Here is a 22,653-nt window from a genome sequence, read left to right as displayed (position 1 = left end):
GGAAAGCCCGCTTCGGCGGGCTTTTTTCATGGTGCAAGGAGGAGTGCATGAGCAAGGTTACCGTCGAATCGCTGGTCTATCATGTTGCCGGCAAAGCCTATGAGAGCCGCTTGTTCTTTACCCAGGGCGCCCGCGAGCAGCCCGGGCTGCTGATGGCGCCAAACTGGATGGGGGTGGGCGAGGGTGCCGAGCGTATCGCCCGCGAAGTTGCCGCCCAGGGTTATGTGGTGTTGCTGGCCGACCTCTACGGCCAGACCCTGCGCCCGTCGAACATGGACGAAGCCGGTGCGGCGATGACGCCGCTGAAGGATGACCGCGTCGAGCTGCGCAAGCGCCTGAAGGCGGCACTGGACCAGTTGCTGGGGCAGTCGAAGGCGGTATTGGAGCCGGGCAAGCTGGCCACTTTCGGCTTCTGCTTCGGCGGTTGCTGCGCCTTGGAGCTGGCCCGCGAAGATGCCCGCTTGCTGGCCGCGGTGTCGTTCCACGGCACCCTGGATACGCCGCTGCCGGCTGAAGAGGGCAAGGTCAAGGCCTCGATGCTGGTGCTGCATGGTGCGGCCGACCCGTTCGTGCCCAAGGCGCAGTTGCCGGCGTTCGAAGCCGAGATGGACGCGGCCAAGGTCGATTGGCAATTGATCAGCTATGGCGGCGCGGTGCATTCGTTCACCGATACGGCGGCGAACGTTCCCGGCAAAATGAAGTACGACGCCCGCACATCCAAGCGCGCGTTCCGGGCGATGTTCAATCTGCTCGATGAAGTGTTCCAGCGCTGAGTGAGGGGGCTGCGGTGCAGCCCGTCGCCAGCAAGGCTGACTCCTACACTGGACCTGCATGCATCCACCCTGTGGGAGCCGGCCTTGCCGGCGATCGACCGCGTAGCGGTCGCGACAACCTCAAGGCAACTCGATCCGCTCGGTTTCCCCCGGCACCGTCGGCCAATCCCCGGCCGCCCAGCGTGCCCGCGCCTGTTCGATCAACGCCGGGTCACTGGCAACGAAATTCCAGTTCATCCGCCGCGGTCCGTCCAGCGGCGCCCCGCCAAACAGCACCAGCTGACTCTCGCTGTCGGCATACAGGCTCATCTCTTCACCGGGCGGCAATACCACCAGGCTGCAGGGTTCGACTGCCTCGTCGTTCAGGCTGACTTCGCCATCCAGTACATACAACGCACGCTCGACATGCTCGGTGGGCACCGTCAGGGTTGTGGCCGCCCGCATCTGTACCAGCGCATACAGGGTCGGCGACAGCACCGGCACCGGCGATTGCAGGCAAAAACCGTTGCCGGCAATCATGCGAATACTGACCCCCAGGCTGTCACTGACCGGCAAGCTCGCCGCCGGGTGATGGCTGTAGTGCCCAGGACCTTGCTCGTGCTTCTTGGGTGAGGCCAGCCACACCTGCAAGCCATGCAGGCGCAAGCTCTGCGTCAGCAAGTCGGATGGGGTGCGCTCGACATGGGCAATGGCGCTGCCAGCGGTCATCCAGCTGACTTCACCGGCCTTGACCCGTTGATCCGAGCCCAGGCTGTCCTTGTGCTGGATCTCGCCCTCGAACAGGTAGGTGAGGGTCGACAGGCCGATATGCGGATGCTGGCGAATGTTCATGCCGCGCCCGGCCGGGTAGTCGGTTTCGAGCATGTGGTCGAAGAACACGAACGGCCCGACGCTGCGGCACTGGGCCGAAGGCAGGGGACGCAGGATAGGTTGGCCTTCGACCGATTCGGCGCGAGGGCGGATGACCAAGGGAAGGCTCACGGTGTGCTCCAGGCCAGGAGGGAAAGTTCTTGTAGCATAACCTGCTGAACTGCTGTGTGTTCAGCTCGGTCTACCCTGTCTGAATCGGCCAAAAGGAATGCGAGATGATTGCCAGGTGTCTGGGCTGGGTGCTGTTGCTGGGGGTGTCGCTTGAGGCGGCGCAGGCGCGCGAATACCACTACAGTGATGCCCACCTGCATTACGTCGACTTCTTCCAGGAAACCGCCGGCATGGATGCCTTGCTCAAGGCCATGGATGAGGCGCGTATCGACCAGTCGATGATCTCCGGCATTCCGGTGGCCAAAAAATGGCATGAGGATGAGCCCAAGCGCCCGCGATACTACGCAGGCGACGATGCCGATGCCTATTGGTACAGCGCCACCGATATCTATGTCGCGGCGGCCCTGGAGCAGCTCAGCCCCGCCCAGCGCCAGCGTTTTCATCCGTTCCTTACCGGCTTCAACCCGGTCGACAAGAATGCTGTGGCCCACATCGAGCGCATGCTCGAGCTGCACCCGGGCCTGTGGCAGGGCATCGGCGAGGTGTTCACCCGCCATGATGACCTCACTGCGCTGACCAGCGGCGATATACCCAGGGCCAACAACGAGGCCATGACCCGCATCTATCACCTGGCCGCCGAACAGGACCTGCCGGTGCTGATCCATTCCAACATCACCTCCAAGCGAGAGCGCAATCCGCTGTACCTGGCGGAAATCGAAGAGCCGCTGCGCAATCATCCGCATACCCGCTTCATTTGGGCTCACGCCGGTACCAGCATGGAGATCCATCGCCACCAGACGCAGCTGGATTTTTTGCTGCCGACGCTGTCGCGGATGCTCGAGGATTACCCGAACCTGTACATAGACCTGTCCTGGAGCGTGCTGCAGCCTTATCTGCTGGACGAGAAGGGCAACCCCAGGCCTGAGTGGCTGGCGCTGGTCAAACGCTTCCCGGAGCGCTTCATGCTCGGCTCCGACGTGGTCGGGCGCTTCAACAGCCTGGGTGAGCAGCTGCATGGCTTTGATCCGTTTCTGGATGCCTTGCCTGGCGATGTGGCGCAAAAGGTCGCCCGCGACAACTTTCTGGCTGTGCTGCCCAAAGTGCGCAAGTGACAGCACTGTCATCAGCTTGTCATGCCCGCGTCATAGCCTGCCGCCATCAACCTGATGGAGTGCACTATGTTCCCATGTCGTTTCAGCGCCCTGTGCGGGCTGTTGCTGGTTAGTGCGATGGCCAGCGCCGAGGTTCGTGTCGAGGGGCCGGTCGAGTACGGCCTGTTCGAAACCCGCCACCAGAATTTCCAGCCGGGCGAACGGGTGCTGACCCAGAGCAACCAGACCCTCCAGCAAACCGATGAAATCCCGGCGCGCCTGGGCAGCAAGTTCGGCATGCGCTACCGCCTGCAAGGCAAGGTGGCCGAAGACACGCCGCTGACCCTGCTGTACCTCACCCCTGGGGTGCGTACGCCCGACGGCAAGCGCCACGACAAGTTCGAGGTGGTGCAAAAGCTGGTGCCGGGCGCGGCCCAGGACGTCATGGCCTATGAGTTCAGCGAAAATCACGAAGTGGTGCCGGGGCAGTGGCATTTCATGGTCTTCCAGGGCGATCGCCTGCTGGCCGAGCAACGCTTTACCGTGCGTTGAGGCAGGGTGGCCGTGGCGTCGCGATCATAAGGCCTTTTGATATCACGTTTTCGTCTTACGCAAATTTTCTCCAGGCCGATACCGTCTAGAAGCAAGGACTGCTGCACTGTTTTGCAGCGCTTTTGGAGGGAGCCAGAAGATGAGCTTGAGAAGCATGAATATCGCGCCCAGGGCCGGCCTGGGTTTTGGTCTGGTGGCGGCGCTGGTGTTTGCCCTGGGCGTTTTTGCCCTGATGCAGATGACCAGCATGCGCCAGCAGTCCGAGCAGGTCGACAGCAACTGGTTGCCCAGCGTAATTTCGGTCGGCCAGATGACCCAGGACATGCTGCGCATCCGCGCCTTAACCCTGCGTCTGCTGGTCAATCGTGATGCTGCGGCCCTGGAGCAGAACAAGGCGCGCATCGACGAGATCAAGTCCGGTCTGGACAAGGCCCAGCAGAGGTACCAGGCGCTGATCGTCCTGCCTGAAGAACAGACCCTGTTCGACCGCTACCTGAGCCTGGAGCAGCGCTACCTCAAGCTGCAGGCTCAGGTGGTCCAGCTGTCCACCGAGCACCGGCTGGAAGAGGCGGTCGCCATGGTCAATGGCGAGATGAACCAGCTCGCCGACCAGATGACCGCCAGCCTCAACGAGCTGATCGCGCTGAATAACCATCATGCCAACACCGCGACCGACCTTGCCGAGGTTGTCTACAAAGAGGCGCGGATCTGGGTGGTCGGCTTATTGATCGCCGCCGTGGCGCTCACTGTGGTACTGGCCCTGACCCTGACCCGCAGTATCGTCCGGCCGCTGGCGCAATCGCTGCAGGTGGCCGAGGTGGTGGCCACCGGCGACCTGACCCCGCAGATTTCGGTGCAGGGCAAGGATGAGCCAGCGCGTTTGCTTGCCGCCCTGAAACAGATGCAGCAGAGCCTGCGCGATACCATTGGACGTATCTCCGATTCATCTAACCAGTTGGCCTCGGCCTCCGAAGAGCTCAGCGCAGTGACCGAAGATGCTACTCGCGGGCTGATGCAGCAGAGTCAGGAAATCGAACAGGCGGCGACTGCCGTCAACCAGATGACCGCGGCGGTGGAGGAGGTGGCGAGCAATGCCGTGGCCACTTCCGAAGCCTCGCGTGAGTCGGACCGCATCGCCCGTCAAGGGCGCGAGCAGGTGCGCCGGACTGTGACCTCGATCGAAGACCTGGCGGCCGGTGTCACTGCCAACGCTGAAGAGGTCGGGCAACTGGCGCAGCAAGTCCACGGTATTACCAAGGTGTTGGATGTGATCGGTGCGATTGCCGAACAGACCAACCTGCTGGCCCTTAACGCTGCGATCGAAGCCGCGCGAGCGGGTGATGCCGGGCGTGGTTTTGCTGTGGTGGCTGATGAAGTCCGGGCGCTGGCTCATCGCACTCAGCAATCGACCCGCGAGATCGAGCAGATGATCGATGGCATTCAGCAAGGCACCAATCGCGCGGTCGAGGGCATGCAGCAGACCAACGAGCGGGCGCGCGGTACCCTGGAAGGCGCCCATGCTGCCGGTGCGGCGCTGGAGGAGATTGCCACGGCCATCAGCCTGATCAACGAGCGCAACCTGGTGATTGCCAGTGCCTCGGAGCAGCAGGCGCAGGTGGCGCGAGAGGTGGATCGCAACCTGACCAATATCCGCGACCTGGCCATGCAGACCTCGGCGGGGGCCAATCAGACCAATGCGGCGAGCCAGGCGTTGTCGCAGCTGGCGATTGAGCTCAATGGGCTGGTGGGGCGGTTTTCGGTGTAACGCATCGCGGGTCAAGTCGAGTCGTCGCACCGCCGCTCCCACAAGATCGGCACAGGACCCGCGCTGGCACAAACAAAAACGCCCCGACCAGTCGGGGCGTTCGAGCATAAGGGGCTAGCCCTTACTTGCCTGCCCAGCGCTTGAGCACCAGGGTGGCGTTGGTGCCGCCGAAACCGAAGCTGTTGCTCATCACGGTATCGATCTTGGCGTTTTCCTGGGACTGGGTCAGTACCGGCAGATCGGCTACTTCCGGGTCCAGTTCATCGATGTTGGCGGAGCCGGCAATGAAGTTGCCTTCCATCATCAGCATGCAGTAGATCGCTTCGTGAACGCCAGCGGCGCCCAGGGAGTGACCGGACAGGCTCTTGGTCGAGCTGATGGCTGGCGCCTTGTCGCCGAACACTTCGCGAACGCCCTTCATTTCGGCAACGTCGCCAACCGGGGTCGAGGTGCCGTGGGTGTTCAGGTAGTCGATCGGGGTGTCGACGGTGGACATGGCCATCTGCATGCAGCGGATGGCGCCTTCGCCGCTTGGCGCGACCATGTCGTAGCCATCGGAAGTAGCGCCGTAGCCGACGATTTCGGCGTAGATCTTGGCGCCGCGGGCCAGAGCGTGTTCCAGCTCTTCAACCACGACCATACCGCCACCGCCGGCGATGACGAAGCCATCACGGTCGGCGTCATAGGCGCGGGAGGCTTTTTCCGGGGTGTCGTTGCGCTTGCTGGACAGGGCGCCCATGGCGTCGAACAGGAACGACTGGCTCCAGTGCTCTTCTTCACCGCCACCGGCGAAGACGATGTCCTGCTTGCCCATCTGGATCTGTTCCATCGCGGTACCGATGCAGTGAGCACTGGTGGCGCAGGCCGAAGCGATGGAGTAGTTCAGGCCCTTGATCTTGAACGGGGTGGCCAGGCACGCCGAAACGGTGCTGCTCATGGTCCGGGTGACACGGTACGGGCCAACGCGCTTGACGCCTTTCTCGCGCAGGATGTCCAGCGCTTCCATCTGGTTCAGGGTCGAGGCGCCGCCGCTGCCTGCGATCAGGCCGGTACGCGGGTTGGAGACCTGCTCTTCGGTCAGGCCCGAGTCCTTGATCGCGTCAGCCATTGCCAGGTAGGCGTAGGCTGCGGCGTGACCAACGAAACGGTAGATTTTACGGTCGATCAGTTCTTCGAGGTTGAGGTCGATGGAGCCGGAAACCTGGCTACGCAGACCCATTTCGGCATATTCCGGGTTGAATCGGATGCCAGGGCGGCTTGCACGCAGGTTGGCGGAGACGGTCTCTTTGTCATTGCCCAGGCACGAAACGATGCCCAGACCAGTGATAACGACGCGGCGCATGCGGATAACCCTTAGAAGTTGTCAGTGGAGGTGAATACGCCGACCCGGAGGCCTTCGGCGGTGTAGATCTCGCGACCGTCGACGCTGACCGAACCATCGGCGATGGCCATGTTCAGCTTGCCTTTGAGGACGCGCTTGATATGAATGTTATAGGTGACTTTCTTGGCGGTCGGCAGGACTTGGCCGAAGAATTTCACTTCGCCCGAACCCAGGGCACGGCCGCGGCCTGGAAGGCCTTGCCAGCCGAGGAAGAAGCCGACCAGTTGCCACATGGCGTCCAGGCCCAGGCAGCCCGGCATCACCGGATCACCTTCGAAGTGGCAGGCGAAGAACCACAGGTCCGGGGTGATATCCAGCTCGGCGACCAATTCACCTTTGCCGTACTTGCCACCCTCTTCGCTGATATGGGCGATGCGATCCACCATCAGCATGTTCGGGGCGGGCAGTTGCGCGTTACCTGGGCCGAACAGCTCACCGCGACTGCAGCGCAGCAGGTCTTCCCGAGTAAAGGCGTTTTGTTTGGTCATGCGAGCTCCTCAATAGTCCCCGTGCGGCAGGGGGCAAATCTTCCCGGCCGTCCCAAAACATATGCGTTTGAGCCGGCAGCCTACACATAGACTATTGCGTTGTAGTGAAAGTCACAGCACACGGGACAAAGAAGTACACTTGTGCACTGAAATTTTATTTTCAAGCCCTTCGCGGCGCTTGTCCAGTCTCTTAGACTGCCGCAATTTAGCATTTATCGCCAGTCGCAGCTGTCTGACCGGGCAGCCAGCGTTGCAGAATTTGCTGCAGATCAGTGCGTTTGAACGGCTTGGCCAGGTAGTCGTTCATGCCCGCCTTCAGGCAGCGCTCGCGATCGCCCTGCAAGGCATTGGCGGTCAGGGCGATGATCGGCATGGCCGCCGCCTGCGGTAGCAGGCGAATACGCCGGGTGGCCTCGTAACCGTCGATGATCGGCAGGCGGCAATCCATCAGCGCTGCGGCAAAGCGCTGGCGCCCGGCTTGCGCCACGGCCTGGGCGCCATCAACGGCGACGCACACCTCAAAACCCAGGCTGCGCAGCATGGCTTCGATTACCGTCTGGTTCACCGGGTTGTCTTCGACCAGCAGTATGCGCCGGCCCTGGCCGTCGTCTTCGGGGCGGGTCAGGCCGCTGGGCAGGCGCGGCGTTTGCGCCGTAGACAAGGCCAGGGGCATCTCCAGGGTGAAGATCGAGCCGATGCCCTCACGGCTTTCGCCGCGCAGGGTACCGCCCATCCGTTCGGCCAGGGTACGGGCGATCGACAGGCCCAGGCCCGTGCCGCCATAACGGCGGGAAATCGAGCTGTCGGCCTGCTGGAAGGCGACGAACATCATCTCCAGGCGTGTGCTGTCGATGCCGATACCGGTGTCGCGCACCGCGCAGGTGAACCAGAGCAACTGGCGGTCGAGCACCTGCCAGCGCGGTTCGATGTGCACGCTGCCGCGCTCGGTGAACTTCAGGGCGTTGCCGATCAGGTTGAGCAGGACCTGGCGGATGCGGGTCGGGTCGCCCACCACCTGCAGCTGTTCCATGCCCGGCGGCAGGCGCAGTTGCAGGTCCAGCTCGCGTTGCTGGGCCAGGTGCTGGAACGACTGCACGCTGCTGCCGATCAGCTCGCCGAGGTTGAAGTCGATATGCTCAAGCTCGAGGTTGGTGCGCTCGATGCGCGAGAAATCGAGGATATCGTTGATGACCTTGAGCAGGTGTCCGGTCGATTCACTGGCCACGGCGGTGTATTCGGCCTGCTCTTCATTGAGCGAGGTTGTTTCCAGAAGTTGCAGCATGCCCATGACGCCGTTCATTGGCGTGCGCAATTCGTGGCTCATCATCGCCAGGAAGTCGGACTTGGCCTTGTTCGCCTGTTCGGCTTCTTCGCGGGCCTGAATCAGCTGCGACATGGCCTGCTGCTGTTCGTGGCTGGCCTTGCCCAGGGCGTTGGCCAGGTTGTTGATGTGCCGGGCCAGGTGTCCCAGTTCGCTGTCATCGACCACCGGCAATGGCGCATTGAACTCGCCTTGCTGGATAGCCCTGACCGCATGGCCCATGTCGCTGATCGGCTTGGCCAGGCTCAGCGCCAGGCGCCGGGCGAGGATGAAGGTGAACAGCAGGGCGAACAGGGCGAGGATCCCGGCCTTGACCACGATTTCCTGCTGACGCTCGCTGAAGGCGTCGTCCGACATGCCGACGATCACCCGTCCCAGGTAGTCGTCGCCGATGTTTCTGGTCGGCGCATTGCTGTGCAAGAAGTCGTTGTCCAGGCGGATCTGCTGCAGGCGGATCGGGGCCTGGAACACTTCGACCTGCTGCGCGCGGTTGTTGCTTTCGTCCGGTTGCTCGACGTACACGAGGATATGGTTGCTGCTGTCCTGCACCTCGAGAAAGCGCACGTGGGGGATGCTCAAGGTGGCGCGCATCAAACTTTCGAGCACTTCGTTGTTGCCGGCGATCACGCCGTACTCGGAGGCCGGGGCCAGCTGATTGGCGATCAACTGGCCAGTGTGGTTGAGTTCCTGGCGCAGGTCCTGGATGCGCACGAAGGTAAAGAAGCTGATCAGCAGCAGGGTCAGCAACAGGGCCGGGCCGAGGCTGATGATCTGCGTACGGGTATGGATGTCCCAGCTCAGGCGCCGTCTCATGGTGTGCTTTCTCCTTCGGCCAGAGCCAGGGCGGCGGCGGACGGGTCAATCGCTTCGATACCCAGGGCTCGGGCCACCTGCTGGTTGCCGAGCACGCTGAAGTGATCCGGGTAGAGCGTACGTGGCCAGCGATTGGGAGCCTGGTTGAGCAGCCTGTCGAGCACTGCCAGCCAGTCATCCTGATCGCTCAGGGTGCTGGCCAGGGCACCGGCCTTGACGAAACCGGCATTGGGCCCGATCAGCGCCATCTGCCGGCCATAGCTGCTGAGCAAAACGTTCTTCGCCGTCTTGGAGTTGTACAACTGTGGATCGTCGATGCCCAGCAGTACATCGCTGTTTTGCAGAAGAGTTTGCAGTGGGCGGCTGTCACGCAGGTCGGGCCAGGCTTGGGCAATGATTTCCAGGCCCATCGGGCGCGCCGCCTTGCGCAGTTCGTCGAGAAGGAACTGGCTGTGTTCGGCATACAGTACGCCCACGCGCTTGGCCTGTGGCAACAGGTAGCGGGTCAGGCGCAGCTGGCGGGCCAGGGGTGGGTCGCTCCACAGCAGGCTCAGATAAGCCGGGCGCAGGCTGCCCAGGCGCTGCTGGGCCTGGACCCGGCTGACACGCAGGGCCAGGGCCGGAGGTCCTGCGGTTTCGCTCAGGCGCCACTCGAGGCCGGCGCCATCGAGCAGGATCAGGCGCGTGGCGGCTTTTATCTGGCTCGGTCGCGGCAGTTCGGCCACCGGCACGAAATGCACCTGGTCGGCCGGGCGGCGCTCGCGCAGGGCTTCAACGAAGCTGCGCACGCCGGGGTTGTCCAGGCTGGCGGTGAGCAGGATCTCACTGGCCGACAGGCCCCCCAGGGGCCACAGGCAGGCCAGCAGCAGCCAGTGCCGCAGGCGGCGCATCAGAACGCTAGCTCCGCACTGAAAGACACTACATGGCGGCTGTCATAGCGGTTGTCGTAGATGGTCGTGGGTTCGTCGTCCAGGCGCTGCTGGAGCATGCCGGCCAGTTCCAGGTTGGTACGGTTCCAGTGCAGACGCTTGGCCACGCGCAAGTCGACGCGTTCGAAGCGGTACTGGTTGAGCGCGTCATCACCATAATAGAAGAGGGCGCTGGACCAACCGGCGCCCCAGTCCCGCAACCAGCCGGCCGAGCCACTGTTGTGCGCGCTCAGGCGCCGGTCGGCGGGGTTGCTGGCCCAGGCATCGACGTAGGCGTAGGTCAGGCGCAGGCGGTCGGTCGGGCTCAGGCGCCAGTCCAGCTGCGCTTCGCTGCCGCTGAAACGGGCCTTGTTGCTGTTGCTGGCAATGTACTGGTTGTTGCGCAGAGGTTCGCTGATCATGCCGGTGATTTCGTCGTAGAACAGCTTGAGGTCGACGCTCAGGTCGGCATCGGCGAAGTAACCGTTATAGCCCAGTTCCCGCGAGCGCATGCGCTCCTGTTCGAGATCGCCCGGGCCGCGGGTCTTGACGAAGTATTCGGCGTTGCGCTGGCCGAAGGCGCCGGGCACCAGGTTGTTGACCCGGTAGCTCCAGTTGACGTTGTTTTCGAACATGTCCGGTGAGCGCACCGCTTCCGAGTACACCGCGCGCAAGCCGTGGCGCGGGGTGATCAGGTAGTTGACTGCCACCCGTGGGGTCAGGGAGTTGCCGGACAGCCGGGCATCTTCGTACATGGCCCCGCCCTGGAGGATCCAGTGCTCGTCGGCGCGCCATTCCAGGTGGCCGAACAGGCGCCAGGTACTGTCGTCGAGGCTGCCATTGAAGTAGGTCTGTGAATCGGCGCGGTCGTAGCGGTAGTTGGCCCCGCTGACCAGGCGCAGGCTGTCGGACAGGCTCAGGGTGTCCTGCACTTCAAAGTCGTAGCGGGTTTCCCGGGTGCTCTGGTCGATATCACCGCACACCTGCTGCGCGCCGCCATTGCGCCACTGCTGCTGAACCTGCGTGGCCAGGGCGAGTTCCTCACTGCTGCCGGCGGGCAGGGGCGAGGTGATGTTGCGCGCCACCTGCTCGGCAAAGTTCGGGTTCAGGCGCCAGAGCTGGGTCAGTTGCGGGCTGAACGACAGCGCCGCATCACAGGCGCGCCACACTTGCTCACGGTCCCAGTGCTGGGCCGAGCCCTGTACATAGAGGCTGTGGTCGGGGTTGAAGTCGATGTTCCAGCGCAGGGAGCCTGCGTAGTCCTTGGCATTGAGGTCGGCGTTGTTGCCAGCGGCCGTAATGTAGGGGAACACCGGCTTATAGGTATAGGGCCGCTGGTCACTGCCTTCCTTGGCCGAGAGTTGCCATTCCAGGCTCTGGTTGCTGGCCAGGGTGTGGCTGGCGCTCAGACCCAGGCGGTTGAGGCGGCGGCTGTCGCGGTAGTCCTGGCCCAGGTGGTTCTGGTCGAAACCGTCGTCCTGCATGCCCGACAGCGACAGGCGCAGGTCACCGCCGTCCCAGCCCAGGCCTTGGCTTGCGTACCAGTCATTGATGCCGCGCTGGCCACGGGTGACCTTCAGGCGCGTGCCGTGGCTGTCGGCCGGGCTGCGGGTGAGGATGTTGACCACCGCCATCAGTGCATTGGCGCCGTAACTGACGGTGTTGGGGCCGCGGAACACCTCGATGCGCTCGATGTCTTCCATGGCCAGCGGTATGTCGCTCCAGTCCACTGTAGCCAGGCCTGCGCGGTACACCGAACGGCCATCGATCAGCACCTGCATGCGCCGGGCATCATTGACGTTGCTGCCGTGGTAGTTGACCGTTGGCTGGTTGCCGGCGCCGTAGCCGATCATCATCCCCGGCACCAGGCGCAGCAGCTCGGGTATATCGCGGGCGCCGCTGGCGCGAATCAACTCGCTGTCGAGCACGGTCATGCTACCCGGCACCGCCGCTGGCGATTGCTTGAGGCGGGTGGCGGTGAGCACTTGCGGCAGGGCCTGGCTGTCGACGAACAGGTCGTCAGCCACACTGGGGCCGCTGAGCAGGGCAGTCAGCAGTAATAAAGGGCGTTTGGAGGTCGGGCCAAAAGACACAGTACGGCCTTGGTAACAGGTTCAAGTCGGGCATGTTAACCGAGTGGTGGGCATTTTCCAGTCATGGCGCGACTGTTCCCAAGGCCGATTCGGTCATCTGCCACTGGCTCTGGCACTGGCGCTCCGTATAATGCGCAGGTCGCCACTTTAATTGGTTTTAACGGATTGGATATGACTGAACAGCAGCCTGTTGCAGTTCTGGGAGGCGGGAGTTTCGGCACCGCCGTGGCGAATCTGCTGGCGGAAAACGGCGTTCGGGTGCGCCAATGGATGCGCGACCCCGAGCAGGCCGAGGCCATGCGCAGCAACCGCGAGAACCCGCGCTACCTCAAGGGCATCAAGCTGCATGCCGGGGTCGAGCCGGTCAACGATTTGCTGGAGACCCTCGAGGCCTGCGAGCTGATCTTCGTCGCCTTGCCCTCCAGCGCCCTGCGCAGCGTGCTGGCGCCCCATGCCCAACTGCTGGGCGGCAAGATGCTGGTCAGCCTGACCAAGGGCATCGAGGCGCAAAGCTTCAAGCTGATGAGCCAGATCCTCGAAGAAATCGCTCCCCAGGCGCGCATTGGCGTGCTGTCCGGGCCTAACCTGGCCCGCGAAGTGGCCGAACACGCCCTGACCGCCACCGTGGTCGCCAGCGAAGACGAAGCCCTCTGCCAGCAGGTCCAGGCCGTACTGCACGGGCGCACCTTTCGCGTTTACGCCAGCGGCGACCGCTTTGGCGTCGAGCTGGGCGGGGCGTTGAAGAACGTCTACGCGATCATCGCCGGCATGGCCGTAGCGCTGGGCATGGGCGAAAACACCAAGAGCATGCTGATCACTCGCGCCCTGGCCGAGATGACCCGCTTTGCCGTCAGCCAGGGCGCCAACCCGATGACCTTTCTGGGCCTGGCCGGGGTCGGTGACCTGATCGTCACCTGCTCCTCGCCCAAGAGCCGCAACTACCAGGTCGGTCACGCCCTGGGCCAGGGCCTGAGCCTGGACGAGGCGGTCAGCCGCCTGGGCGAAGTGGCAGAAGGGGTGAACACCCTCAAGGTGCTCAAGGTCAAAGCCCAGGAGGTGCAGGTGTACATGCCCCTGGTCGCCGGGCTGCACGCGATCCTGTTCGAAGGCCGGACCCTGACCCAGGTAATCGAGCTGCTGATGCGCGGCGAGCCGAAAACCGATGTCGACTTTATCTCCACCAGCGGTTTCAACTAAGCAGGAGCAGGACATGAACGAATCCCCGAACCAGACCCAGCGCGAGTCGATCATCTTGCGTGTGCTGTGGATGCTGGTGTTCCTGGTGGTCTGGCAACTGGCCGAACTGCTGCTCGGCGGCCTGGTGCTGGTGCAACTGATCTACCGGCTGATCTATGGCGCTCCGAGCGCCAGCTTGATGAACTTCGGCGACAGCCTCAGCCAGTTCCTGGCCCAGATCGGCCGCTTCGGCAGCTTCCACAGCGACCAGAAGCCCTGGCCGTTCGCCGACTGGCCAACCCCACGTGCGCCGGAAGGCGAGGCTGCGCACAGCGTGCCGCCGGCCGCGCACCCGGTACGCGACGAAGAGCCGAAGCTGTGAAGCTCTGGGTTCTGCGTCACGGCGAAGCCGAGCAGCGGGCCAACACCGACGCCGAGCGCCGGCTGACCGCTCATGGCCGCGAGCAGGTGCTGCGCAGCGCCGCAGAGCTGCTCGGCCAGCCGCCGCAGGTCATCCTTGCCAGCCCTTATGTGCGCGCCCAGCAGACCGCGGCGCTGGTCCACGAGGCGCTGGGTTTCGCCAAGCCGGTGCAGACCGTACCGTGGCTGACGCCTGACAGCGACCCGCACGCGGTCATTGCCGAGCTGGACAAGCTGGGCGTGGATGAGGTGCTGCTGGTCAGTCACCAGCCGTTGGTGGGTAACCTGGTGGGGCTGCTGGAACACGGCAGCTACCAGCAAGCGGCGCCGATGAGCACCGCCAGCCTGGCGCAGCTTGAAGGCGACTGGCCGCTGGCCGGGCTGATGACCCTCAAGAGCCTCAAGCACCCGTGAGTCACCCTCATTTACAAGCACAACAAGGATTTGCGCCCATGAGCCTGTGGCATACCCAGCCTGATATCGACCATCTCAACGCCCTGCAGAAGAACACCATCGGTGAGGTCCTGGATATTCGTTTCGAAGCATTCAGCGAAGACTCGCTGAGCGCCAGCATTGTCGTCGACCATCGCACCCACCAGCCGTTTGGCCTGCTGCACGGCGGTGCCTCGGTGGTGCTGGCCGAAACCGTCGGTTCCATGGCCAGCTACCTGTGTATCGACCCGCAGAAATTCTACTGCGTGGGCCTGGAAATCAACGCCAACCACTTGCGCGGGATCCGCAGCGGGCGGGTAACCGCGACGGCCAAACCGGTACACATCGGCCGCAGCACGCATGTCTGGGATATCCGCCTGAGCAGCGACGAGGGCAAGGCCAGTTGCATCTCGCGCCTCACCATCGCCGTAATTCCTCTGGGTCAGGACGCCCCCAGCCGCTGATCGACCTGGCATTTTTACCAGTTGTCGTGCCCCGTACACCTTGTTAGCGTGCATTGAAGTTGCGGGGCAGGGTGTCCCAGGGAATTCGACTATGAGCAGTAGACATCTGGATCTGGTGTACTCAGCCGACGTGCAGCCGGCGCTCGACAAGGTACAAAAGCATCAGGTGCTGGACTTTGCCGAGTACCGCATGCTGCAGGACAGCGCCGACGCCAAGCTCGACTACCTGCTGCGCAAGTTCGAAGGCCAGTACGAACTGGAACAACTGCGCCAGGCCAGCATTCGCATGTCGCACCTGCTGCAGACCAGCTGCCTTGCCCTGCGCCGGCTCGAGCTCGATGCCGAAGACAAGCGCCGCGCCCGCGAAGCGCTGGAGCAGCAACTGGCCTATATGCAGGCCTGCCTGCGCCGCTCGATGGCCAGTTTTGGCGAGTATTGACCTGATTGCCGTCGCCGATGGCTTTTCCGGACATTGCCCCAGCGGGTGCGGTTGCCGACAATGAGCCATTACTTCCCTCTGGATTGGCGGCCATGTCGCAGCAAATCTTCTTCGCTCATGCCAATGGTTTCCCCTCGGCCACCTACGGCAAGCTCTTCGCTGCGCTGGCACCGGACTACCAGGTCACCCATCTGGCCCAGCACGCCCACGACCCGCGCTTTCCGGTCAATGACAACTGGCACAACCTGGTCGACGAGCTGATCCATCACCTGGAGCAACAACCGGGCCCGGTCTGGGGTGTCGGCCACTCCCTGGGCGGCGTGTTGCACCTGCATGCCGCCATGCGCTGCCCGCAGTACTACCGAGGCGTGGTGATGCTCGATTCGCCGGTGCTGACCCGGGTCGATCAGTGGTTGATCCAGGCGGCCAAGCGCATGGGGTTCATCGATCGCATCACTCCGGCCGGGCGGACCCTGGGCCGCCGCGAAGCCTTTGCCGACCGTGACAGCGCGCGGGCCTATTTTGCCGGCAAGACGTTGTTCCGCCATTTCGACCCGCAATGCCTGGATGACTACCTGGACCATGGCCTGGAGCCCGGCGAAGACGGCTTGCGCCTGCGCTTTGACCCGGCTACCGAGATCAGCATCTACCGCAACCTGCCGCACACCAGCCCAAGCCCGGCCAGGCAGTTGAACCTGCCCCTGGCCATGGTCCGTGGCAGCCACAGCCGAGTGGTCAAGCGTCACCACGCACTGGCCGTGCGTGGCATGCCCAGGGGCGAATACCACAGCCTGCCGGGTGGCCACATGTTTCCCCTTGAGTACCCCACCGATACCGCGAGCCTGATCAAAGGCCTGTTCGACCGCTGGCAGGACACCCCGGCATGAACAGCGAAATGGAAGAAGTACGCCTTAACCTGGGGCATATCGAGCTGGCTGCGCACCTGTTCGGCCCGGTCGATGGCCTGCCGGTGATTGCCTTGCACGGCTGGCTCGACAACGCCAACAGTTTTGCCCGCCTGGCACCGCGGCTCAACGGCCTGCGCATCCTCGCCCTGGACCTGGCCGGCCACGGCCATTCCGAACACCGCCCGGCGGGTGCCGGCTACGCCCTGGCCGACTACGTCCACGATGTGCTGCGGGTCGCCGAGCAGATGGGCTGGGAGCGTTTTGCCCTGCTTGGGCATTCGCTGGGGGCGATCATCTCGGTGCTGCTAGCCGGCGCCCTGCCCGAACGGGTGACCCGCCTGGCCTTGATCGACGGGGTGATCCCGCCCACCAGCGGCCCGCAGGATGCGGCTGAACGCATGGGCATGGCCCTGCAGGCGCAACTGCGCCTGGACAGCAAGCGCAAGGCGGTGCACCCGACCCTTGACCAGGCCATCGAGGCGCGCATGAAAGGCATGGTGGCGGTCAGCCGCGAAGCCGCCGAACTGCTTGCCCAGCGTGGGCTGATGCCGGTACCCGGTGGCTTCAGTTGGCGCAGCGACAGCCGCTTGACCCTGCCATCGCCCACCCGCCTCAATGAAGCCCAGGCCATGAGCTTTGTGCAGCGCATTGCCTGCCCGGCAAAACTGGTGGTGGCCGCAGACGGCATGCTGGCGCGTCACGGCGAGTTGCTCGAGCAGCTACCCTTTGAGCGAGAACAACTGCCGGGCGGCCATCATCTGCACCTGAATGACCAGGCCGGCGCAACCCTTGTTGCAGACTGTTTCAATCGCTTCTTTGGCATTCCTTGACTTGTGGCGGTCAACTGTCGAGGCTTGGCGGGTTGAACAGGGAGACAACCATGATCGAGCAAGACAACGCCACATCCATTGACCGCCTTGGCGCCCCGCGCTCGGTGGCGTGCCTATGAGGCTCAAACCTTTTATCCAGGCGGCAATGGCCGGGCTCGGTGTTCTCGCCAGCCTGCCGCTGCTGGCCGACGGGCTACCGGTACCGCTGGACGCCAAAGTGATCGAGCAGCGCCCGGCAGTACTGCAGGAGCGCATCTACCCGTTGGGCGGTCTGCGCAAGATCAGCAATCAGCTGCGGGTCGACGGCAAGATCGAGAGCCGTGGCCAGGTCAGCTCGACCACCTATGAGCTACCCCGCGAGCGCAGCGCCAACGAAGCCTTCACCGCAGCCCGCGAAACCCTGCAGAAGGACGGCGGCTATCCATTGTTCTGGTGCCAGGCCCGTGATTGTGGCGAGAACAGCCTGTGGGCCAACGAGGTGTTCAAGAACCGCACACTGTCGGGCGCGGACGAGCAACAGGCATTCATTCTGCTGCGCCGCTCCGCCGAGCAGAGCAACACCCTGATCGCGCTGTACAGCATCACTCGTGGTAACAAGCGCGCCTACCTGCACGTTGAAGAGTTCGTCGCCGAGGCGCCTCTGGGCGAATTGCTGCCGACCGCAGCGACACTGATGCGCGAACTGCTCGACACCGGCAAGCTCGACTACCCTGACTTGAATGGCGAGCCGCCTGAGGCCTGGGTCAACCTGATCGGGCGCAGCCTGAACAACAGCACCACCTTGCGCGTGAGCCTGAGCGGGGCCAAGGCCGAAGCCTGGCGCGAGCAACTGGTCAAGGCCGGAGTACGCCCGGCGCGCCTGGAAGTGGGTAGCGCCGAGACTGAAGGTTTGCACGTCGAACTGATTCGTTGATCGAGAAGCATGATGCCCAATAATGACCGCCTCCTGGTGCAGATCATCCTGCTGGCGCTGCTTGGCGCCGGCCTGTGGGTGATGGCGCCGTTTATCTCGGCGCTGCTCTGGGGGGCCATCCTGGCCTATGCCAGCTGGCCGCTGATGCGCCTGTTGACCCGCCTGCTAGGCGGTCGCGAAACCCTGGCGGCAGGCTTGCTGACCACCTTGTGGATCCTCCTGGTGGCATTGCCGCTGGTATGGCTGGGCTTCAACCTGGCCGATCACATTCGTGACGCCACCGCGTTCGTGCGTGATGTGCAGGTCGACGGCCTGCCCGATGCGCCGAGCTGGCTGGCCGGCGTGCCGTTCGTGGGCGAGCGTCTGGTGGGCATGTGGAACACCATTGACCAACAGGGCGCCGCCTTGCTCACCACCATCAAGCCGTACCTGGGCCAGGTCGGCAACTGGCTGCTGGCGCGCAGCGCACAGATCGGCAGCGGAATTCTCGAGCTGACCTTGAGTCTTGTCTTCGTGTTCTTCTTCTACCGTGACGGGCCACGCCTGGCGGCTTTCGTCCTGCGCCTGCTGGACCGTTTGATCGGCGAGCGGGCCGAGTATTACCTGGACCTGGTGGCCGGTACCGTGCAGCGCGTGGTCAACGGCGTGATCGGCACCGCCGCCGCGCAAGCGGTACTGGCCCTGATCGGCTTCCTGATTGCCGGTGTGCCGGGGGCGCTGGTGCTGGGTATCGTCACCTTCATGCTCAGCCTGATCCCCATGGGCCCGCCACTGGCCTGGGTGCCGGCCACCGCCTGGCTAGCCTGGCAGGGCGAGTACGGCATGGCGGTGTTCCTCGGCCTCTGGGGGACGTTCATTATCAGCGGCGTCGACAACGTGCTCAAACCCTACCTGATCAGCCGTGGCGGCAACCTGCCGCTGGTGATCGTCCTGCTCGGGGTGTTTGGCGGCCTGCTGGCCTTCGGCTTTATCGGCTTGTTCATCGGCCCGACCTTGCTGGCGGTGGCCTACAGCCTGTTGCTGGACTGGTCGCGCAGCGGGCCGGTGGCGCCGCCGCGTACCTGAGGTGATGGCCTAGAGCTGGGGGGCGGTGTTCTTCACCACCGCCAGCTCCGGGTGGGCGACCAGCTTGTCGATGTGCAGCTCGTCGTTGTTCATCCAGGTCTCGGTCAGCACCCGGTAGTGCTCCATGTCGCGGCAACGCATGCGCAGGCTGTAGTCGAAGTGGCCGCTGATCAGCTGGCAGTCGAACACCTGCGGGCAGGCACGTACGCAGGCCTCGAAGGCCTTTTGCGCCGCGCGCCCGCTCTGGTTGGAAAGGGCCACCAGCACCAGCAGCGACAACCCCGGCGAAACCATCTGTACATCGATGATCGCGCCATAGCCGCGAATCACCCCGCGCCGTTCCAGCTTGCGCACCCGCTCCAGGCACGGGCGTGGGGTGAGGTGCACCAGCGATGAGAGCTTTTCATAGGTGATGCGTCCGTTGTGGCGCAGCACGTCGATGATCGCTTCGTCGATCCGGTCCAGGGGCGGCGTGGTCTGTGGGCTGTTGACCTTGGTATCCATGCAGGTTCGGCTTCACTTCAAACGGTTGGAAAGAAATTGCTGCAGGCGCTCGCTCTGCGGCTGGTCAAGTATCTCGGCGCTTCCTTGTTCCTCGACCCGGCCCTGATGCAGAAACAGCACCTGGCTCGACACCTGACGGGCAAAGCCCATCTCGTGGGTGACCATGAGCATGGTACGACCTTCCTCGGCCAGCGTCTGTATGACTTTCAGCACTTCACCGACCAGCTCCGGGTCCAGGGCCGAGGTCGGTTCATCGAAGAGGATGATTTCCGGCTCCATGGCCAGGGCCCGGGCGATCGCCACCCGCTGTTGCTGGCCACCGGAGAGAAACGCCGGGTACTGGTCGGCGGCGCGCGGCGGCAGGCCAACCTTGTCCAGGTACTTGCGCGCCCGGGCTTCGGCTTCTGCGCTGCTGACCCCAAGCACCCGCCGCGGCGCCATGCAGATGTTCTCCAGCACCGTCATGTGGCTCCACAGGTTGAAGTGCTGGAAGACCATGGCCAGGCGTGTGCGCAGGTTCTGTAACTGGGCCGGATGCGGCGCCCGGGTGCCGGCACGGCCCTGGCGCATTTCAATGGTCTGCTCGTCGAGCGTGATGACCCCGGCGTCGGGTTGCTCGAGGAAGTTGATGCAGCGCAGCATGGTGCTCTTGCCCGAGCCGCTGGCGCCGATCAGGCTGATCACGTCGCCTTTGCGCGCCTGCAGCGAGACGCCTTTGAGCACTTCATGATCGCCATAGCGTTTGTGCAGGTCGGCAACGCTCAACTTGACCGTGGCATCGGCGGCAACGCTGGCGATACGTGGAGTTGGACGGCTGCCAGGGGTGTGCTCGGCAGTCGCCAGGGCGTGTGCGGTAGTGGTCATGAATTAGCCTCGGGCAGGAACAAGAAAACCCATCCAGCGTCGCTCGGCCAGGCGAAACAGCCCGACCAGCGCGAAGGACAGCAACATGTACAGCAGCGCCGCGGTGCCGAAGGCCTGGAAGGTCAGGAAGGTGGCGGCGTTGGCATCGCGGGCAACTTTGAGGATGTCGGCGATGGTGGCGGTGAAGGCCAGCGAGGTGGCGTGCAGCATCAGTATCAGTTCGTTGCTGTAGGCCGGCAGTGAGCGGCGCAGGGCTGCTGGCAGCACCACGAACAGGTTCAGCTTCCAGCCGTGCAGGCCATAGGCCTGGGCCGCTTCGATCTCGCCATGGGGAATGTTGCGAATCGCTCCGGCGAAAATCTCCACGGTGTAGGCGCAGGTGTTGAGTACGAAGGCCAGCAAGGTGCAGTTCAATGCATTGCGAAAGAACTGGTCGAGCAGGGCGTGATCGCGCACCACCTCTAGCCCGTACAGGCCGGTGTAGCAGATCAGCAACTGGATATACAGCGGCGTGCCGCGGAACACAAAGGTGTAGAACTCCACCGGCCAGCGCAGCCAGAGGCTGCGCGACACCCGCGCCAGGGCCAGCGGCAGCGACAGGAAAAAGCCCAGGACCATGGTGATAACGAACAGCCACAGGGTCATGGCCAGCCCGCAAAGCCCGGCACCATCGCTGTAGAGGTAGGCCTGGCCGTATTGCTCAAAGAGTTCGATCATCGGGCCAGCCCCTTGATGCCAGTGTTGTAACGCCGCTCCAGGTGCTTGAACAGGCGGTTGGAGAGGGTGGTGATCAGCAGGTACACAAGCCCGGCGATGATCAGGAAATACAGGGTGTTGTTGGTGGTCTTGCCGGCGTTCTGCGCGGCCTTGACCAGGTCGGCCAGGCCGATGATCGACACCAGCGCGGTGGACTTGAGCAGCACCAGCCAGTTGTTGCCCAGGCCCGGCAGGGCGAAGCGCATCAGTTGCGGGAACAACACCAGGCGAAAGCGTTGTGCACGGCTCAAGCCGTAGGCGGTGGCGGCCTCCAACTGCCCGGCCGGGACGCTGAGAATCGCCCCGCGAAAGTTCTCGGTGAAGTAGGCGCCGTAGATAAAGCCCAGGGTGATTACTCCGGCGGTAAACGGGTCGATCTCGAAGTAGTCCCAGCCGAGCAGTTCGGTCAGGTCGTTGAGCCACAGTTGCAGGGTGTAGAAGATCAGCAGGATCAGCACCAGGTCCGGCACGCTGCGAATCAGGGTGGTGTACAGGGTGGCCGGTACCCGCAGCAGTTTCAGTCGCGAGAGCTTGGCGCTGGCGCCGAACAGGCCCAACGCCAGGCTCAGGGCCAGCGACAGCAGCGCCAGTTTCAGGGTCATCCAGGTCCCTTGCAGCAACAGCGGGCCGAAGCCCTGCAGGCTCAGGGCCTGCCAGCCATGGGAGTGAAGGAAGTCGTTCACGGGAAAAATCTCGGTAGGACGCAGGGCAAATGCGGCCGTGATCAGCTCAGGGCGAACTGATCACGACAGCACGGCTTACTCGTTGTAGATATCCAGGTCGCCGACGTACTTCTTCTGGATTGCGGCGAAGGTGCCGTCGGCGTGTACCGCAGCGATGCCTTTGTCGAGCAGGGCCTTGAGCTCGCTGTCGTTCTTGCGCAGGCCCATGGCGATGTCCAGGGGCAGGGTGGGGTCCTTGATCGCCGGGCCGCTCTTGAAGTCGGCGCCTTCGGGCTTGGAGAGGAAGTTGAGCTGGGCTTCGAGCTTGTCGGTCAGGGTGGCGTCGAGGCGGCCGTTGATCAGGTCCGCGTAGTTCTGGTCCTGGGCCTGGTAGGCCTTGACCTGGGCGCCCAGCGGCGCCAGCTTGGCGCGGGCGTAGGCTTCCTGCAACGAGCCTTGCAGCACGCCGACCTGCTTGCCTTTGAGCGACTCGGGGGTGTCGCCGAAGTCGGCGCTCTTGCGCACGATCACCGAGGTCGGGCTGAGGAACAGTTTGGCGCTGAAGTCGATCTGTTTTTCCCGCGCCGGGGTCACCGCCATCGACGACATGATTGCGTCGAACTTGCGTGCCCGCAGGGCCGGGATCATGCCGTCGAATTCGTTGTGCACCCAGGTACACTTGACCTGCAGCTTGGCGCAGATGGCGTTGCCCAATTCGATGTCAAAGCCTTGCAGGCTGCCATCGGCGGCAACGGATTCAAAAGGGGGGTATTCGGGGTAGACGCCGAAACGGATCTCGGTCCATTCCTTGGCCTGCACCGCACTTGCGCACAGTGGCAGGAGCAGCACGCTGAGGAACTTTCGCAGCGAAGTCATATTCGTATCCCTGAGTTTTATAGTTGATGTAGGGCAGTGGTGCGCTTCTGGTCTTTTAGTGACTCTCGGGTCGGGCTCAGAATGCGCGATGACGACGTTTTTTTTGTGTCGTTTGCGCCGGCGTCGGCGGCCGGATTTTGCTGTTAACGCGTGTATGGCAGCCGAATCGGCTGGATCA

The 22,653-nt window shown here is 63.6% G+C and carries 24 protein-coding genes and 1 pseudogene; 14 read left to right on the top strand and 11 right to left on the bottom strand.

What is annotated here, in order from left to right; translation table 11 throughout:
• The first annotated feature begins 47 nt into the window (after positions 1-47).
• Positions 48-773 (top strand): dienelactone hydrolase family protein, encoded by a 726-nt coding sequence (locus tag F8N82_RS16130; RefSeq protein WP_038996204.1) that lies wholly within the window; start codon positions 48-50, stop codon positions 771-773.
• A 120-nt stretch (positions 774-893) separates the two neighbouring features.
• Here F8N82_RS16130 and F8N82_RS16125 read toward each other — a convergent pair whose 3' ends face one another.
• Entirely contained in the window at positions 894-1,754 is an 861-nt protein-coding gene (locus F8N82_RS16125) for a pirin family protein (RefSeq protein WP_038996203.1), read from the bottom strand.
• 104 nt (positions 1,755-1,858) lie between these two features.
• Here F8N82_RS16125 and F8N82_RS16120 point away from each other — a divergent pair, with 104 nt between their 5' ends.
• From F8N82_RS16120 to F8N82_RS27640, 4 genes and pseudogenes are all read left to right on the top strand, one after another.
• The gene (locus tag F8N82_RS16120) at positions 1,859-2,866 is read left to right on the top strand and encodes an amidohydrolase family protein (RefSeq protein ID WP_038996202.1); all 1,008 of its coding nucleotides are present in this window, start codon (positions 1,859-1,861) and stop codon (positions 2,864-2,866) included.
• A 66-nt stretch (positions 2,867-2,932) separates the two neighbouring features.
• On the top strand, positions 2,933-3,397 hold the full coding sequence (locus F8N82_RS16115) for a DUF3859 domain-containing protein (RefSeq protein WP_038996201.1): 465 nt from the start codon (positions 2,933-2,935) through the stop codon (positions 3,395-3,397).
• Between the two features lie 139 nt (positions 3,398-3,536).
• Positions 3,537-4,307, top strand: a pseudogene (locus F8N82_RS27645) (MCP four helix bundle domain-containing protein); the annotation flags it as partial.
• Positions 4,299-5,162: a methyl-accepting chemotaxis protein gene (locus F8N82_RS27640; protein ID WP_414602496.1), complete on the top strand. Its 864-nt coding sequence runs from the start codon at positions 4,299-4,301 to the stop codon at positions 5,160-5,162. The pseudogene F8N82_RS27645 and the gene F8N82_RS27640, both read left to right, overlap by 9 nt.
• Positions 5,163-5,283: 121 nt before the next feature.
• On the opposite strand, the gene fabB is transcribed toward F8N82_RS27640, so the two are convergent.
• The 5 genes from fabB to F8N82_RS16085 form a co-directional block, all read right to left on the bottom strand.
• Complete coding sequence (gene fabB, locus F8N82_RS16105; RefSeq protein ID WP_150776782.1) at positions 5,284-6,504, bottom strand: beta-ketoacyl-ACP synthase I; 1,221 nt, start codon at positions 6,502-6,504, stop codon at positions 5,284-5,286.
• A gap of 11 nt (positions 6,505-6,515) precedes the next feature.
• Positions 6,516-7,031 carry a 3-hydroxyacyl-[acyl-carrier-protein] dehydratase FabA gene (gene fabA / locus F8N82_RS16100; protein ID WP_038996198.1) on the bottom strand — a complete coding sequence of 172 codons (516 nt, stop codon included), beginning with the start codon at positions 7,029-7,031 and terminating at the stop codon, positions 6,516-6,518.
• Between the two features lie 205 nt (positions 7,032-7,236).
• Positions 7,237-9,165, bottom strand: a complete 1,929-nt coding sequence (locus F8N82_RS16095) for a response regulator (protein ID WP_038996197.1) — start codon at positions 9,163-9,165, stop codon at positions 7,237-7,239.
• Positions 9,162-10,055: an ABC transporter substrate-binding protein gene (locus tag F8N82_RS16090; protein WP_038996196.1), complete on the bottom strand. Its 894-nt coding sequence runs from the start codon at positions 10,053-10,055 to the stop codon at positions 9,162-9,164. Before F8N82_RS16090 ends, F8N82_RS16095 begins: the two co-directional genes overlap by 4 nt.
• Entirely contained in the window at positions 10,055-12,166 is a 2,112-nt protein-coding gene (locus tag F8N82_RS16085) for a TonB-dependent receptor plug domain-containing protein (protein WP_038996195.1), read from the bottom strand. The genes F8N82_RS16090 and F8N82_RS16085 overlap by 1 nt, the downstream gene beginning before the upstream one ends.
• 171 nt (positions 12,167-12,337) lie before the next feature.
• On the opposite strand from F8N82_RS16085, the gene F8N82_RS16080 reads away from it, so the two are divergent.
• The 9 genes from F8N82_RS16080 to F8N82_RS16040 all read left to right on the top strand — a co-directional run bounded on the left by F8N82_RS16080 (position 12,338) and on the right by F8N82_RS16040 (position 18,813).
• Complete coding sequence (locus F8N82_RS16080; RefSeq protein WP_038996194.1) at positions 12,338-13,363, top strand: NAD(P)H-dependent glycerol-3-phosphate dehydrogenase; 1,026 nt, start codon at positions 12,338-12,340, stop codon at positions 13,361-13,363.
• A gap of 13 nt (positions 13,364-13,376) precedes the next feature.
• Positions 13,377-13,724: a DUF4389 domain-containing protein gene (locus F8N82_RS16075; RefSeq protein ID WP_038996193.1), complete on the top strand. Its 348-nt coding sequence runs from the start codon at positions 13,377-13,379 to the stop codon at positions 13,722-13,724.
• Entirely contained in the window at positions 13,721-14,176 is a 456-nt protein-coding gene (gene sixA, locus F8N82_RS16070) for a phosphohistidine phosphatase SixA (protein WP_038996192.1), read from the top strand. Before F8N82_RS16075 ends, sixA begins: the two co-directional genes overlap by 4 nt.
• Positions 14,177-14,214: 38 nt before the next feature.
• Positions 14,215-14,658 carry a hotdog fold thioesterase gene (locus F8N82_RS16065; protein ID WP_038996191.1) on the top strand — a complete coding sequence of 148 codons (444 nt, stop codon included), beginning with the start codon at positions 14,215-14,217 and terminating at the stop codon, positions 14,656-14,658.
• Between the two features lie 91 nt (positions 14,659-14,749).
• Positions 14,750-15,097 (top strand): hypothetical protein, encoded by a 348-nt coding sequence (locus F8N82_RS16060; protein WP_038996190.1) that lies wholly within the window; start codon positions 14,750-14,752, stop codon positions 15,095-15,097.
• Positions 15,098-15,189: 92 nt separating this feature from the next.
• On the top strand, positions 15,190-15,984 hold the full coding sequence (locus F8N82_RS16055) for an alpha/beta fold hydrolase (RefSeq protein WP_038996189.1): 795 nt from the start codon (positions 15,190-15,192) through the stop codon (positions 15,982-15,984).
• Positions 15,981-16,835: an alpha/beta hydrolase gene (locus F8N82_RS16050; protein ID WP_038996188.1), complete on the top strand. Its 855-nt coding sequence runs from the start codon at positions 15,981-15,983 to the stop codon at positions 16,833-16,835. Before F8N82_RS16055 ends, F8N82_RS16050 begins: the two co-directional genes overlap by 4 nt.
• 145 nt (positions 16,836-16,980) lie before the next feature.
• Positions 16,981-17,748, top strand: a complete 768-nt coding sequence (locus tag F8N82_RS16045) for a DUF4892 domain-containing protein (RefSeq protein WP_371857241.1) — start codon at positions 16,981-16,983, stop codon at positions 17,746-17,748.
• 12 nt (positions 17,749-17,760) lie between these two features.
• Positions 17,761-18,813, top strand: a complete 1,053-nt coding sequence (locus F8N82_RS16040) for an AI-2E family transporter (protein ID WP_038999507.1) — start codon at positions 17,761-17,763, stop codon at positions 18,811-18,813.
• Positions 18,814-18,822: 9 nt separating this feature from the next.
• On the opposite strand, the gene F8N82_RS16035 is transcribed toward F8N82_RS16040, so the two are convergent.
• From F8N82_RS16035 to F8N82_RS16015, 5 genes are all read right to left on the bottom strand, one after another.
• Positions 18,823-19,317, bottom strand: a complete 495-nt coding sequence (locus F8N82_RS16035) for an Lrp/AsnC family transcriptional regulator (protein ID WP_010224632.1) — start codon at positions 19,315-19,317, stop codon at positions 18,823-18,825.
• A 12-nt stretch (positions 19,318-19,329) separates the two neighbouring features.
• Positions 19,330-20,181: an ABC transporter ATP-binding protein gene (locus F8N82_RS16030; protein ID WP_224793827.1), complete on the bottom strand. Its 852-nt coding sequence runs from the start codon at positions 20,179-20,181 to the stop codon at positions 19,330-19,332.
• A gap of 3 nt (positions 20,182-20,184) precedes the next feature.
• Positions 20,185-20,898 carry an ABC transporter permease gene (locus F8N82_RS16025; protein WP_038996186.1) on the bottom strand — a complete coding sequence of 238 codons (714 nt, stop codon included), beginning with the start codon at positions 20,896-20,898 and terminating at the stop codon, positions 20,185-20,187.
• Positions 20,895-21,620 (bottom strand): ABC transporter permease, encoded by a 726-nt coding sequence (locus tag F8N82_RS16020; protein WP_038996184.1) that lies wholly within the window; start codon positions 21,618-21,620, stop codon positions 20,895-20,897. Before F8N82_RS16020 ends, F8N82_RS16025 begins: the two co-directional genes overlap by 4 nt.
• A 75-nt stretch (positions 21,621-21,695) precedes the next feature.
• Entirely contained in the window at positions 21,696-22,475 is a 780-nt protein-coding gene (locus tag F8N82_RS16015; protein ID WP_038996183.1) for an ABC transporter substrate-binding protein, read from the bottom strand.
• Positions 22,476-22,653: the final 178 nt, after the last annotated feature.

This window comes from Pseudomonas fluorescens, from assembly GCF_902497775.2.
Lineage (GTDB): Bacteria > Pseudomonadota > Gammaproteobacteria > Pseudomonadales > Pseudomonadaceae > Aquipseudomonas > Aquipseudomonas putida_F.
The sequence above is the reverse complement of the archived record's forward strand: the minus strand, read 5'-3'. Positions and strand labels throughout refer to the sequence as shown.

Coding starts and splice junctions, on each gene's coding strand:
- F8N82_RS16130 (WP_038996204.1), top strand. CDS start 48: ATGAGCAAGGTTACCGTCGAATCGCTGGTCTATCATGTTGCCGGCAAA.
- F8N82_RS16120 (WP_038996202.1), top strand. CDS start 1,859: ATGATTGCCAGGTGTCTGGGCTGGGTGCTGTTGCTGGGGGTGTCGCTT.
- F8N82_RS16115 (WP_038996201.1), top strand. CDS start 2,933: ATGTTCCCATGTCGTTTCAGCGCCCTGTGCGGGCTGTTGCTGGTTAGT.
- F8N82_RS27640 (WP_414602496.1), top strand. CDS start 4,299: ATGCAGCAGAGCCTGCGCGATACCATTGGACGTATCTCCGATTCATCT.
- fabB (WP_150776782.1), bottom strand. CDS start 6,504: ATGCGCCGCGTCGTTATCACTGGTCTGGGCATCGTTTCGTGCCTGGGC.
- fabA (WP_038996198.1), bottom strand. CDS start 7,031: ATGACCAAACAAAACGCCTTTACTCGGGAAGACCTGCTGCGCTGCAGT.
- F8N82_RS16095 (WP_038996197.1), bottom strand. CDS start 9,165: ATGAGACGGCGCCTGAGCTGGGACATCCATACCCGTACGCAGATCATC.
- F8N82_RS16090 (WP_038996196.1), bottom strand. CDS start 10,055: ATGCGCCGCCTGCGGCACTGGCTGCTGCTGGCCTGCCTGTGGCCCCTG.
- F8N82_RS16080 (WP_038996194.1), top strand. CDS start 12,338: ATGACTGAACAGCAGCCTGTTGCAGTTCTGGGAGGCGGGAGTTTCGGC.
- F8N82_RS16075 (WP_038996193.1), top strand. CDS start 13,377: ATGAACGAATCCCCGAACCAGACCCAGCGCGAGTCGATCATCTTGCGT.
- F8N82_RS16065 (WP_038996191.1), top strand. CDS start 14,215: ATGAGCCTGTGGCATACCCAGCCTGATATCGACCATCTCAACGCCCTG.
- F8N82_RS16060 (WP_038996190.1), top strand. CDS start 14,750: ATGAGCAGTAGACATCTGGATCTGGTGTACTCAGCCGACGTGCAGCCG.
- F8N82_RS16055 (WP_038996189.1), top strand. CDS start 15,190: ATGTCGCAGCAAATCTTCTTCGCTCATGCCAATGGTTTCCCCTCGGCC.
- F8N82_RS16050 (WP_038996188.1), top strand. CDS start 15,981: ATGAACAGCGAAATGGAAGAAGTACGCCTTAACCTGGGGCATATCGAG.
- F8N82_RS16045 (WP_371857241.1), top strand. CDS start 16,981: ATGGCCGGGCTCGGTGTTCTCGCCAGCCTGCCGCTGCTGGCCGACGGG.
- F8N82_RS16040 (WP_038999507.1), top strand. CDS start 17,761: ATGCCCAATAATGACCGCCTCCTGGTGCAGATCATCCTGCTGGCGCTG.
- F8N82_RS16035 (WP_010224632.1), bottom strand. CDS start 19,317: ATGGATACCAAGGTCAACAGCCCACAGACCACGCCGCCCCTGGACCGG.
- F8N82_RS16030 (WP_224793827.1), bottom strand. CDS start 20,181: ATGACCACTACCGCACACGCCCTGGCGACTGCCGAGCACACCCCTGGC.
- F8N82_RS16025 (WP_038996186.1), bottom strand. CDS start 20,898: ATGATCGAACTCTTTGAGCAATACGGCCAGGCCTACCTCTACAGCGAT.
- F8N82_RS16015 (WP_038996183.1), bottom strand. CDS start 22,475: ATGACTTCGCTGCGAAAGTTCCTCAGCGTGCTGCTCCTGCCACTGTGC.